A 14,140-nucleotide genomic window follows, 5' to 3' on the forward strand; every position below is an offset into this window, starting at 1 on the left:
ACTCCTTACTCCTTACTCCTTACTCCTTACTCCTTACTCCTTACTCCTTACTCCTTACTCCTTACTCCTTACTCCTTACTCCTTACTCCTTACTCCTTACTCCTTACTCCTTACTCCTACAACAGTTTTGTGGTCTACTCAACTGAAAAGCGCTGTAAACTAAGACATTATAGTTTTTGAGCAGAGAATAGGAATAGCCAAAAGTTCTCAACTTGATTATTTCTGAATTCTCAGAGATTTTTCTCCAACCTACCAAAATTTTCAGATACTTGACCCTTAGTAGGATATAAATTAGGTTGTTGTAGTGCCTCCTTTCCTACGGAATGCTACGCAAACGCTAATATAAGATCCGGTTGAATACTTATTATATAGTTGGGGGATAGGGAGATGGGGAGATGGGGGGATGGGGAGATGGGGAGATTGAAGTGTGGATAGAATTATGAACATATACTATATAACCGGATTCTATATAACACCTATTTCAGGTACACCGACAAAATAAAACTATGTCATATTTGACTATATTTTTATGAACTATACATATAATGTCTTTGGGTAAGTGGTGAGTGAAAATATTTTTTCAACCATCCACCACCCAAAAACTACCTTAGACCTCAACTTTTCTTTTCTAAATTAATAGAAAACTTCTGTTTCTCAGGTAATTCCGCATATTCTGAAACTATTCTGCGGAACTCATCACCCTCAATAGTCTCCTTTTCTATCAATAAATCTACCAATCTATCCATCAAAACACGATTTTCTCTAATAATTCGCCGAGCTTCCTCATAACAATTAACAGCCATTGCTCGTACTTGATGGTCAATCTTAGTAGCAATTTCCTCAGAATATTCAGACTGCTGCGACTGCCAACCTCGACCCAAAAAAACTTCGCCACTTGGATTTTCCAAAGCTAAAGGTCCTAAGTCAGACATTCCATAGCGAGTTACCATCTCACGAGCTAAATTTGCCACACTTCTAATATCGTTAGCAGCTCCCACCGTAACTTCCGCCGAGCCAAAAATCTCCTCCTCTGCAGCACGCCCACCTAGAGAAATTGTAATCCTGTCTACTAACCAACCACGGGTATACATCCCACTATCAATCATCCCCTCATCCATAATTGGTTGAGCAAAACCACCCACTCCACCAGAACGAGGAATAATAGTCACCTTGTTCAGAGGGTCAGAATTTTTGAGCAGAGTCATCAATAAAGCATGACCTAACTCATGGTAAGCAATTAACCGTTTTTTCTTACTATCCAATAATGGCGTCAGACTCAAACCGATGGTCACTCGGTCAATAGCATCATCAATTTCTAAAGGTGTAATTCCTTCTTTGCGTCGTCTAGCAGTGAGAATAGCTGCTTCATTCAACATATTAGCCAAGTCAGCTCCTGAAAAACCAGGTGTCTTTCTAGCGATCGCCTCCAAAGATACCTCCGGAGTTAATTTCTTATTCCGAGCATGAACTTCCAAAATTCCTAAACGACCATTATAAGTAGGCAAGTCTACAGTCACCTGTCTATCAAATCGACCTGGACGTAATAAAGCAGCATCCAAAACATCTGGACGGTTAGTCGCCGCAATAATAATAATACCTGTATTTCCTTCAAACCCATCCATTTCAGTCAGTAGTTGGTTAAGAGTTTGTTCCCGTTCATCATTACCCCCACCAATACCAGCACCTCTTTGTCTACCTACTGCATCTATTTCATCTATAAAAATGATGCAAGGAGCATTTTCCTTAGCCTTTCTAAACAAGTCTCGTACACGAGAAGCTCCCACACCCACAAACATTTCCACAAATTCTGAACCAGAAATACTAAAAAAAGGAACTCCTGCTTCACCAGCGATCGCCTTTGCCAATAGAGTCTTACCTGTTCCTGGAGGTCCTACTAAAAGTACACCTTTAGGAATTTTCGCCCCAATAGCTGTAAACTTCTCTGGTTTTTTCAAGAAACTAACAACTTCCTGGAGTTCTTCTTTTGCTTCTTCGATACCTGCCACATCATCAAACAATACCCCTGTCTTGGCTTCCATTTGAAAACGTGCCCTAGACTTACCAAAGTTTAAAGCATTTCCCTGGGACTGACTAGAGCGACGCAAAATTGTCAGTAATACAAAGATAACTATAAAGACAATAAGAATATTAAATATAATACCCATTGCAAAGCTATTGTCGGGAGAGCGCTTCAACTCAAAGTCAATTTTTTGAGCGCGAACTTGATCTAGTAGTTCCGGGTTATACTCAAACATATTAACCGTGTACATTGGCTCATTTGCCTTTTGCCCCTTCAGGCTAACTTTAGCAATTCCTTGAGAGGGATAAGCGTCTATTTCTGTTACTTCTCCAGCTTGAACTTTCTCTAATAGCTGACCATAGCTCAAATTTTTCTGCGTACTATCAGCAAAAGCCGGAGTTCCTAATAATGCTCCTTGAGCTATTATCCCAGTAGCCAAAATTTTCCATATCAGTTTTCTACTTAATTTCTGACCAGGAATTTTACCAGGAATAGTTTTAGTATTTTGGGTATTTAATATAGCTCTAGATAATGATGAGTCATGGTGATTAATTCTCTTGAGTAGATCAGTTTTAATTTGTTGCCAAAAATTTTTCATTATCTCTAATTGTGGCCTTTTATTCCGATTAAGCGTATATATTTATAGATAGCGTATTTCAGAATTGACGTTTGTTAATTTGCTCTGCTATTTTGAATCGTACTTAATTACGACTGTAGCTGAGAAAAATCTATTTTGGGTTAAATACAATGGTAAAAATTGTGGGAATTGGTGGTAGTTTAAGGTCTAGTTCCTATAGCCAGCACGCTTTAGAAATAGTAGCCGAAAGAGTAAAAGCGATAGGTGCTGAGGTAGAAATATTGGATTTGCAGACCCTTAAACTCCCATTTTGTAATGGTGAGAAGGAGTATCCAGAATATCCAGATGTTGACAGAATGCGGGAAACAGTCAAGCAAGCTGATGGTCTGATTTTATCTACTCCAGAATATCATGGCAGTGTCAGTGGTGTGATGAAAAATGCCCTTGACTTGATGAGCTTTGAACATTTAGATGGAAAGGTAGCAGGTTTTATTAGTGTTTTAGGGGGTCAATCAAATAGTAATGCACTAAATCATTTACGTTTAATTCTGCGATGGGTTCATGCTTGGGTAATTCCAGAGCAAATTGCTATTGGTCAGGCTTGGAATGCTTTTTCTGATGAGGGTAAAATATTGGATGAAAAATTATCAGAACGTTTTGATAAATTTGCTCAAAGTTTAGTAGAAAATACTCGAAAAATTCGAGGTTGTAGTTAATATTGGTAATATCAAAATCCTGAACAGCTAAAACTCATTTAAACTTGATTAGCTCAAGTTAGTAAAACTTGCCCGAATTCCTTGAAAAAGCAGCAAAGTTATCCTTTCAAATCAACTCAATTATCCCCAATGAATCAATCTTCCAATCAAGATTGGACACTACTCCATGCCCAACTACATCAAACATTACTTCAAAGAAAATTATTACCAGAAAATCAAAGAATATTAATTGCAGTATCCGGGGGTCAAGACTCACTATGTCTGACTAGATTACTATTAGATTTACAATCAAAATGGGATTGGTATTTAGCAGTTGCTCATTGTGACCATAAATGGCGATCTGACTCAGAAGCTAATGCTAATTATGTAAAAAAATTAGCCACAAATTGGCAACTTCCGTCTTATATAGAAACAGCAAATCAAGTGTATAAAAGTGAAGCTGAAGCCAGAAAATGGCGTTATCAAACCCTAAGTAAAATTGCTTTAGAATCTAATTTTCAATACATTGTAACTGGCCATACAGCTAGCGATCGCGCAGAAACTCTATTGTATAATCTAATTCGTGGTAGTGGCACTGACGGCCTACAAGCTCTAACTTGGCAACGTCCCCTAACAGATAATTTCTCACCCTTACTGATACGTCCCCTATTAGAAATTACTCGCACCCAAACAGGTAAATTTTGTCAAGAGCAAGAAATCGAAATTTGGGAAGATTCCACAAACCAAGATTTACGTTATGCTCGGAATCGTATCCGCCTGGAATTATTTCCTATTTTACGCCAATTTAACCCTCAAGCCGAATTAGCATTAGCACAAACAGCAGAAATACTCAGTGCTGAAGTTGAGTATTTTGAACATGAAACAGAAAACTTATTAGAACGGGTTACAGAAGTAGATACAGATAATCTCAATACCTCTCAATTTGAGTCTCAACCAGTCAGATATATAATTAATCGTTTAGTATTGCGTGAAGTTCCTCTAGCACTACAACGTAGAGCAATGAGACATATCCTACACAAAGTTTTACCTACAAATCCTAACTTCAGTCATATTGAAAAACTCACAGCTCTAATAAATGCTCCCAACCGTTCTCAAACAGACCCCTTTCCTGGAGGAGCGATCGCCAAAGTTCAACATCCCTGGATTATATTAATATAATATTCTCTTTAAAAAACACTACTACATTAACTTTTTTTGTAGTTAGGAAAGACCAGGATTTTACTGTACAGAAAAATTAAATAAATAGCAAGGGTTTTCTCTATTCCTTACTCCCTACTCCCTGTTTCTTGAATTTCGTAGAAAAAACTATTAATCCTAAGTTCATCCTATTCCGGTTGCACAAGAATATTTTGGAGAACTTGCCCTAACTGAGTCACCTGTTCACCTATACCCTGTACTTGATTTACTCCACCTACTACTTCTTCAAGTTGCTGTCTCAGTTGTTCTAGATAACCTTCCAGCGGTAGCATTACTTCTTGATACACAATCCCACTTCCTCCCTCTATATTTGCCTTCTGCTTTTCCCTTAAACTCAGCTCTAACTGCTCAATTTCATTTCTTTTAACTACTTGTTGTTCAGTTTGGCCATTGATGACTTCTTCTTTTTGGCTAATTTCAGTTTGTATTTGTTGAATTTCAGCTTCTAACTTTTGTAAATCTTCCGTCAATTGCTGTCTTTGAGCCTCAATTTGTGATAGTATAGGCTTCATATCTATCTGATTCGACTGTTCTTGATCGGAAGAATTACCCAACCTACGCCAAAGAACTGCTTGATGTTGACTTAATATATCTTGTCTTTCCTTAAGATTTCTTTGAGAACCCACTAAAGATTCATTTAACATCCTATAGCGGTCTTTCTCATCTGAAAGTTCTGAGTCCAGATTAATTTTGTCATATTCACTAGCTTTGTCAATTCTTCTTTGCAAAGCATCCATTTCTTGCTGTTGTAATGCCAACTCCTCTTCCTGATCTTTAACAAAATTCATATCTCTTTGCAAATCTTGTTGCAAACTTTGTACCAGTTCCTCTAACTCATGAAGAGACATTTTTTCCAAAGCTTCAACATCTACTTTATGAGTAGTATCACCATTCTCCAATGCTGTAACTAGATTACTCAGTTGCTCATATAGTTGTGTCTGTGTCCCAATTTGTGCATTCAATACTTGGCTATACTCTTGCTTACTTCCCAGTAAAGTTTGTTGTACTCTCAATTCTGCCCTACTCTGGGCCAAAGAATCCTGATCTTGCCGCCATTCTAGCCATTGGTTTTGGACATGACTAGCTAAACTCTCTATTTCTTCCTGTTTTGTATTAGAATTCGTATCTGGTAAATTCTCCGACTGTTGTCTATGTTGTTCTAGAGTTTCCTTTTGAGTATTAACTATTTCTAAGGATTGACTTAACTTTTCTCCCAAAGAATTTGTCGGAGTTACCGCCTCAGTTAACCAAATCAATAAATCTTGAATATATTGAGATTGCTCCTCATCTAAAACTCCACCTTGAGCTAATTCTCCCTTATGCTGCTCAAACTCCTCTTGTTGCCTTTGTAATTCTAAACGGGCTGTTTCTAGTTCTTCTCGGTTTTGCCCTATCTGTTGCTGAAGTTGCTGAGATTCTTGTTGGGCTTGACTAATTTCCTGACGTTGCTGGTCCAACTTATCAATTTCGGCTTGTAGCTCTTCAAGTTGCTCCTCCTTAGCTTGTAATTCCATTTCTCGGCGATTTAGTTCTTGGGCTTGAAAAGTAAGAGAAGCTTTCCATTGCTCAATTTCTTCCCATTGTGTCTTAGACTTTTCTTGGGAACGAGAAAAATTTTGGAGAATTTTCACCAACTGACGTGCAGCATCTTGAATTTGCTGAACCTGCTTATTATTATTCAAATCTACTAGCACCAATGCACCAGGAGAAAATTCCTTAGCTTCATCAGCCGGAATAACTTCTTCACCAGTTACAGCAGCCCAATTATGCTCACCACGCTGACAAGCTAGCAATTTCAAATCAGTTCTACCACCACCCAGACCACCAAAACCTGTTGGCCTTCTTTGTACTTCTGCTAAATACAGCACACTGTTATCCTCTTGAAGTATCTATACTAAAAGATTGATTTTCATAATTTATTATCTTACCACCGAAAGGAGCAACAATTACTATACTACTCTGAATATGAAGAACCAGAAAATTATTTAGCTTTGCCTGTTGGTAAAATTTATCCCAACAGGTAAATTTATTAAACTATACTCTTGTTATTTTATCTACTATATTTAATAATTACCAAGTTACCTTTTTTTACTTCTAGGGAACTGGGGTAATAGTTATCAATGTTTCGATTATAGTAAACTGTTTTATTCCTTATTTAGATAGAGTTATTATACTGTAAGTATTCAGTTTTTTTTAATTAACTAGGGGGTGGATCTGAGTTACACCAACTCGAGCAAGGATTTTGAATTTTGAAGACTCTAAGTAATCTCTATCTTGTTAGCAAGTAAAGGAGTAAAATCAGGGCTTGGAGGAGCATTTACGGTGGTAATCCCATCTATCTGAAATTTAAGAAGAAAAATCTTAAAAGATAGGAGTGATTTAGAACCAATTAATAGATGGTATATGAAGTAAATTAGTAGCAGATTAAGGACAAGTTTTTGAAGAATCGAATCAAGATCAATAAAGATGAAAATTAAATTCCTATAAGTTTCAGCTAATAATCGTGACTATTTGTGGAATAGTCAGATTAAGAAGATAACCATTGACTTTCTTTTGGGATATACAAGGAAATTATATTATTTATCAAAAATATAAAGTGTAGTAAAAAAACGAAAATAATCATCAAAATAACAAATATTATTAAATACTTATATCAAGTCAATAAACAGTATTTATAAATAAAAAATCAGCATAGCAAAGTTTTTGAGGATTAGTATTACCTTTTGTAAATCATCGAAAATAAATACTATTATTGGGTGATTTCCAAATCCAAACACTCGGCATTTATAATACTAATGAAACTGTAGGGAGGCAACTTTTTGTTAGTGGATTAGTGCCGCCTAGAGTATATACATAGATATATAAAAAATAGCGATAGTAGAAACTTTAATATTTTAAGAGATGTCTAGTATGGAAGTGAAGCAGGAGCAAAAAGTTAATGTCCAATAAGACAAGATATTTCTTGGCATTGTAAGTAAAATAAAGTATAACAATCCCATAGTATTTTTGCTCAATCTACTTTATAGTTATGATATAATTCTCTTAACTAATTTAGAAACACCTTATCATGTTTAAATACTCTATTCTGAAGCCATAGATGGTAAACTCAGAGTATAATCTCGAATCTCGATAATTTGCCCAGAATGAAAATGAAATTAATTCTATCAAAGCATATTACCATTTATTAAAATACTTGTTTTTTTTCATAATAAAGAGAAGGGATTTGAATCTTCTCTCTATATCTACATTTTTCATCAAAGATTTATTTTACAAGCTGCATGCAGGGAAATTTGAGTGAAATTGATATCCGCAGCATCCTGCAACTTATAGACTTAGGTCAGCGAACTGGTGAACTGTTTGTTAAGGCCTACAGTTCACCAGTTGGCAGTAATATTGCTGAACCCCGACAGCACTTTCCCACAGAACCATCTTGGTTTGTATTTTTTCTGAGTGGTCAGATTATCTACGCCACCCCAAGTGCAGGTAGTTTATCTCGTTTGAGAGATTACTTACGTCGCTACAAAGCAGATCGATATCTTGACACAATTAAAGTTCCTTCCGTTGCCTCTGTCAATGCACCTGAGTATGGGTATTTATGGGCTTTGCTGGAAAAGGGGATTCTCACACCAGCTCAGGGACGCAGCATTATACATAGTATGGTTCGTGAAACTCTATTTAATTTACTAAGTCTCCATCAAGGAGCATTTATATTTGAGCTTGGCCCAGCACTAACGCCTCAGCTAACAACCTTAGAAGTCAGCTCATTATTGGCCAAAATTATTCAGCAGATACAAGAATGGAACCAGTTTTCTCCTTATATTTACTCTGCTGAACAGTGTCCAGTAATTTCAGATCCAGTCCAATTAAAAAAAGCATTAAGGCCAAACATATATAATCTTTTAAGTCATTGGTCAGATGGCCAGACATCAATGCAGCAAATAGCTAGATATCTAAATAGAGATGTATTAACAGTAGCTAAGGCCATTTATCCTTTTGTGCAAAAAGGGATAGTACAATTAGTTGACCAATGTTCAAAAACAAGTATGGTCACACACCCAAAGTCATTGCAACGAGAAACAAAAATTCCGAAAGTAGTATGTATTGATGATGATTTAATTGTTCGGGAAAAAGTTAAGTCAATTCTCAATAAAAATGGTTATGAGGCCAGTATTCTCAGCGATCCCCTCAAAGCATTAGGCGAAGTATTTCAAATTAAACCAGACTTGATATTATGTGACATTGCTATGCCTGAACTAGATGGGTATGAAATTTGTGCTATGTTACGTAACTCTACAGCATTTCGCCAGACACCTATTATTATGCTTACTGGCATAGAAGGATTTATAGATCGGGTGAAGGCCAGAATAGTTGGAGCGACACACTACTTGACCAAGCCTTTCGGAGAAAGTGAATTACTAATGTTATTAGAAAAGTATATTGGACCAGGATTAGTAAAAAATTCTCAAGTAGTTGACAGAATTTTATCAAAAAATCAAGAAAATTAAGATAATCTTGACTAGACATATATCATAACATTAGTAGCCTGCTCTAGGGAAAGAGTTGAATCCCAGTTTTGTGGTCAATAAAGATATTTCAAAATGTCAATATATTTTATCTATACCCCGAAAATCAAAAAATAATAATATTAATCTGTGTTGCTATTGGTAAGAGGTTTTCAAACTACCAAATGATTTTTGGTCAAGAGAAAATATAATATTATTTGAAAGACTATTGGCTACCAGGTAAATCCTGGCAACTAGGCCATAAATCTTAGATATTTAAAATTTGGAGAAACTGTAGACAAAGTTTCTGAGTAAATTATATTGAGGATACTGACTAAACTAATCACGATATTTGTCAAGTTACACCAAAAATTAAACTTATGTGACAAATAGATGTTTAATTTGATACATGGCTATTAGGTTTAACTCCCAACTAATATTTAGATCCTGGCTATAGCTAAACACTCAACTAGTAAGTATATAAAAGTATCTAAAAGGATTAATACTGCTATCATAAAAGAGAGTTACCAGCCAGTATATTAAGGCAAACATATCTATCGTTTTCATCTAAATTAATTGACATAGGCCAAAAAACAATTGACTAGGAAAATTTTAATCAATACCTATATTTTAACTATCAATAAATTTAAACCCAAGCTATCAGGTAGAAAAAAATGAGCAAAGTTCTAGTTGTAGAAGATAGCGTTACCCAAAGAGAAATGATATCACAACTTCTCAAAAATAGTGGATTAGCAGTTACCGTTGCTAATGATGGAGTAGAAGCTTTGGGGCGACTACAAAATACTAAACCCGATCTAGTAGTATTAGATATTGTGATGCCAAGAATGAATGGCTATGAAGTCTGTAGGAGAATCAAATCCGATCCTAAAACCAAGAATATTCCAGTAGTAATGTGTTCTTCCAAGGGAGAGGAATTTGACCGTTACTGGGGCTTAAAGCAAGGCGCAGATGCCTACATTGCTAAACCATTCCAGCCTACAGAACTGGTAGGAACAGTTAAACAATTGTTAAGACGATAAGTTTAAGAATCTATGGTAGGCAATGAAGAGTTTTTACCAGGCCAAGGTACAGGAATCCAAGAATTAGAAAATCCTGAAGGTGAACAACATTTGCGATTTTATTTACCTTCGGGTAATGAGTTTGCTTTACTGGCAACAGATATTCGAGAAGTGATTTATCAATCTCCAGAAGGTATTACAGCTATTCCTAATGTTTCTCCTTTACTTTTAGGTACGATAAATGTAAGAGGACGAGTAATTTGGGTAGCCGATCTAGCTCAATTCTTGGGAGAATCAATCCCAGTTAATACCGATCAACCTGAGATTAAAATAATTGCAGTAGAAGACCAAGACATTATATTAGGACTAGCAGTTGAACGGATTGTGGGAATGCAATGGCTTGATGAAAAAAAGCTGAAAATGTCCACAGATGTTGCAGATGGTATGGCTCCCTTCTTACGAGGAGAGTGGGTTTTTGATGAGAAGGGAGAGCAGGTTCTCAGGTTACTGGATCAAGAAGCAATTATTCGCTCGGCTCGATGGGCAGCCTAAATAAAAGTCAAAGTTGATAAGTCAACATAATTATTTGACTCAGTTGTTTAGATATAAGATTTCTGAGTGAGGCTGATTCCCAATTCCTAAATTCCGTCAATGATAAAATTAAAAAAGTAAAAATAAATAATATTATTATCTTGAGAGAGGGACAGCAAATGACATCATCCAGCACAGACTTTTTACAAGATTATCACAAGGTAGAAGATGCCTATAGTCAGGGCAACTATGAAGAGGCAGCAGCTTTAGTCTATAACTTAATTCAGGATTATCCAGAAGACCCTAGTTCTCGTCTCCTCTGTGGTCATATATATTGTTATGGACTTCATCAGTACGATGTAGCTAAAGAACAATATCAGTTAGTTTTAGATCTAAGTGATGATCCAGAACTACTGAACTATGCTCAACAAGGTATAAGCGATAGTGAGCAATTTATTACAGATTATCCAGCTACCTTGAGTGAGTCTGAAGAAATGCTGGAAGATATTAACTTTGATGAGTATCAGAATGAACAGTTTATAGAAGAACAGGTTTCTAGTGATTTGGAAGCGATCGCAGATAAAAATAGTCTAGAATTAGATACAAGAGACCTAGAAAATATTACAGATCCAGAACTAATCCTCAACGAAAATAGTCTAGGATTAAATACAAAAGACCTAGAAAATATTACAGATCCAGAACTAATCCTCAATGAAAATAGTCTAGAATTAGATGCAAAAGACCTAGAAAATATTACAGATCCAGAACTAATCTTCAATGAAAATAGTCTAGAATTAGATGCAAAAGACCTAGAAAATATTACAGATCCAGAACTAATCTTCAATGAAAATAGTCTAGAATTAGATGCAAAAGACCTAGAAAATATTACAGATCCAGAACTAATCTTCAATGAAAATAGTCTAGAATTAACAGCAGAAAACTCCGCAGGAAATTTTGATTTTGGGAAATTAGACCTAGAAGATATAGATGATTTAGAATTAACAGATCAAGATCATAATCCTTTTAGCACAAATGGTAGTTCCCATAACAATAAACATGAAGATTCAGAGTATTTAGAAGATTTAGAAGATTTACCTGATTTAACACAATTTGAAGAGAGTTTAGGCATAGATAACGAAAACATAACAAATCAGTTGCCATTAGAAAATGGTAAAATATCCCCACATGGAACGAAGCAAAAAAAACTAGATGATGAAATTTCAAATAGTCAAAATAATGAACGCATAGAAGAAATATCTGATTTTAGTTTAACCGCAGATCTAGATGAAATATGGAAAAAACAACAGGAAGAGTTGTTGAAAGAAGAAGAAATATCTGAAAATCAAACATTAGAATATGAAGATATAAAAAATAATCAAACCACTCCAAATATAGACCAAGATTCTCGAATAGAAGAGTTAGACTTAGAATCAGTAGATTTTGACGACGTAATAGATGAAATTCTAGAGAGTTCTGGGGAAATGATTACCGGAGAAGTAAATAATACTATAGAAAATAGTAGACCTAATTTAGCCAAAGCACAAGCAACAGAAAATGAAAATTTTAACCGTAATTTTTCAGATGTAGATGAAGCAACTTTGTTGATGGAAAATAACAATAGCTTCAAGTGGGAAGAAACAGAAAATGAATTAGGTGAAATAGGAGATGAATTATATAATGAATGGGAGAAGAGAGAAGATACAGGTAAAGGAGTAGTGGCAGAACTGGATAGTTTTGAGATGAATGAATTTGATGAGGCAGCATTCAGTCAAGCTTTCCATCTAGATGAAGAAGAAAATATAGATAAAAAAGCCAATGGTTTTCTAGAAGATGATGAATTTGGTAACTTTGAGGACTATGGTTCCCTGACTGAGGGAATAGAAATGCCAACCGATATGACTACTCCTGAGATGGGGACAGTAGCATCAAATTTAGAAACAATGGACACAGGAATGGTTGTTGGAGCCACAACAGGAGCCTTATTTGATAGCAGAACAGATCCTAGTGCGATTGATAATGAAGAAGCTATACCAATAGATCATCAACTGCCAACATTTAGCAAAATCAAAGGAGAAGAAGTAGACACAAATGTAATGGTTGAACAGGGTGGGTTAGCTTTTTGGGAAAATGCTTCTCTATATACAAAACAACTATACACAGCGATAGGAACAGGGTTAGTATCCTTAATAGCAGTAGCTGTTGTTAGCAATATGGTCTCTTACAGGGCTTTGCAGGAGCAAAACAAAGAAGTAATTTCTGAGTTGCGTAGCACTGGTTGGATAATGACAGGTATAGCAGGAGTAAGCAGCTTTTTAACTGCTTATGTTCTTGGCAGGATCACTGCAAAGCAAGTAGAAAGAGCAAACAAAGATTTAAATACTCAATTCGATGTAATTTGTGATGGTAACTTAAAAGCTGTAGCAACAGTGTATTCAGAAGATGAATTTGGTAAACTGGCTGCCAAATTTAATCATATGGCTAAAGTAATTCAAGCAACTTACACGGATGCTCAAAGAAAAGCAGAAGAAAATGAGCAGGCAAAAGAAGATTTACAACGACAAGTAATTCGCTTACTAGATGATGTGGAAGGAGCGGCTCGTGGAGATTTGACTGTGAGTGCTGAAGTTACAGCAAATGTTTTAGGAGCAGTTGCAGATTCGTTTAACTTGATTATTCAAAATTTGCGGGAAATTGTTCATCAGGTTAAAGAAGCTGCCCAAAGAGTAAGTAGGGGATCTATGGATAGTGCTACATTTGCTCAAGGTTTATCTACAGATGCTTTGCGACAAGCAGAAGAATTGGCAGCAACTCTACAGTCTGTGCAAGTGATGACTGATGCTATTCAACGGGTGGCTGAAAACGCTCGCGAAACAGAAGATGTGGCACGCTCGGCAGCAGCTTTAGCATTGAAAGGAGGAGAAACAGTAGATCGTACTGTGGCTGGTATTCTCCAAATTAGAGAAGGTGTAGCAGATGCAACTCGAAGAGTGAAACGTTTATCAGAATTTACCCAGGAAATTTCTAAGATCGTAGGTTCAATTTCTGCTATTGCCTCTCGCACAAACTTGTTGGCATTAAATGCTAGTATTGAGGCAGCTAGAGCAGGAGAAGCAGGTAAAGGATTTGCCGTAGTGGCAGATGAAGTTCGACAGTTGGCGGACAGATCGGCTAAAGAATCTAAGAATATAGAACATACAGTTATGCAAATCCAAACTGAGACAGGAGGAGTAATGACTGGTATGGAAGAAGCAACTCAGCACGTTATTAAAGGAACATCTTTGGCAGAAGAAGCAAAGCAATCTCTGGAAGATATTGTGCAAGTTACAACAAGAATTGATGTATTAGTACGTTCTATTGCTGCAGATACAGTAGAACAAAATGAAGTGGCACAGTCAGTATCTAAAGTAATGCAGGCAGTAGAAATGACGGCTCAAGAAACTTCTCAAGAATCTCAACGAGTTTATAGTTCTCTCCAGAATTTGGTGGGTGTTGCTCGTGATTTGTTAACTTCAGTAGAACGTTTCCGCGTAGATCCAGCAGAGTCATAAAGTAGAAATTGTGAGGAAATTATCAGCAGA

The 14,140-nt window shown here is 36.2% G+C and carries 8 protein-coding genes; 6 read left to right on the forward strand and 2 right to left on the reverse strand.

From position 1 onward, the window contains the following. Positions 1–614 precede the first annotated feature (614 nt). Positions 615–2,618: an ATP-dependent zinc metalloprotease FtsH gene (gene ftsH, locus ACP6PL_RS18450; protein ID WP_426546734.1), complete on the reverse strand. Its 2,004-nt coding sequence runs from the start codon at positions 2,616–2,618 to the stop codon at positions 615–617. A gap of 149 nt (positions 2,619–2,767) precedes the next feature. Between ftsH and ACP6PL_RS18455 the strand changes: the two genes are divergently transcribed. Beyond that, on the forward strand, positions 2,768–3,313 hold the full coding sequence (locus tag ACP6PL_RS18455; RefSeq protein WP_426546735.1) for an NADPH-dependent FMN reductase: 546 nt from the start codon (positions 2,768–2,770) through the stop codon (positions 3,311–3,313). Between the two features lie 129 nt (positions 3,314–3,442). Beyond that, entirely contained in the window at positions 3,443–4,471 is a 1,029-nt protein-coding gene (tilS, locus tag ACP6PL_RS18460) for a tRNA lysidine(34) synthetase TilS (protein WP_426546736.1), read from the forward strand. Positions 4,472–4,638: 167 nt separating this feature from the next. Here tilS and hmpF read toward each other — a convergent pair whose 3' ends face one another. After that, positions 4,639–6,378 carry a pilus motility taxis protein HmpF gene (gene hmpF / locus ACP6PL_RS18465; protein WP_426546737.1) on the reverse strand — a complete coding sequence of 580 codons (1,740 nt, stop codon included), beginning with the start codon at positions 6,376–6,378 and terminating at the stop codon, positions 4,639–4,641. Positions 6,379–7,788: 1,410 nt separating this feature from the next. Between hmpF and ACP6PL_RS18470 the strand changes: the two genes are divergently transcribed. From ACP6PL_RS18470 to ACP6PL_RS18485, 4 genes are all read left to right on the forward strand, one after another. Continuing rightward, positions 7,789–9,015 (forward strand): response regulator, encoded by a 1,227-nt coding sequence (locus tag ACP6PL_RS18470; protein ID WP_426546738.1) that lies wholly within the window; start codon positions 7,789–7,791, stop codon positions 9,013–9,015. A gap of 671 nt (positions 9,016–9,686) precedes the next feature. After that, positions 9,687–10,052, forward strand: coding sequence for a response regulator transcription factor (locus ACP6PL_RS18475; RefSeq protein WP_426546739.1), 366 nt, complete (start codon positions 9,687–9,689; stop codon positions 10,050–10,052). 12 nt (positions 10,053–10,064) lie between these two features. Further along, complete coding sequence (locus ACP6PL_RS18480; protein ID WP_426546740.1) at positions 10,065–10,583, forward strand: chemotaxis protein CheW; 519 nt, start codon at positions 10,065–10,067, stop codon at positions 10,581–10,583. A 158-nt stretch (positions 10,584–10,741) separates the two neighbouring features. Beyond that, a complete protein-coding gene (locus tag ACP6PL_RS18485; protein WP_426546741.1) occupies positions 10,742–14,110 on the forward strand; it encodes a methyl-accepting chemotaxis protein in 3,369 nt (1,122 codons plus the stop codon). The last annotated feature ends 30 nt before the right edge of the window (positions 14,111–14,140 follow it).

Origin of the sequence: Dapis purpurea BLCC-M126, assembly GCF_050015975.1 — a bacterium.
Classification (GTDB): Bacteria; Cyanobacteriota; Cyanobacteriia; order Cyanobacteriales; family Microcoleaceae; genus Trichodesmium.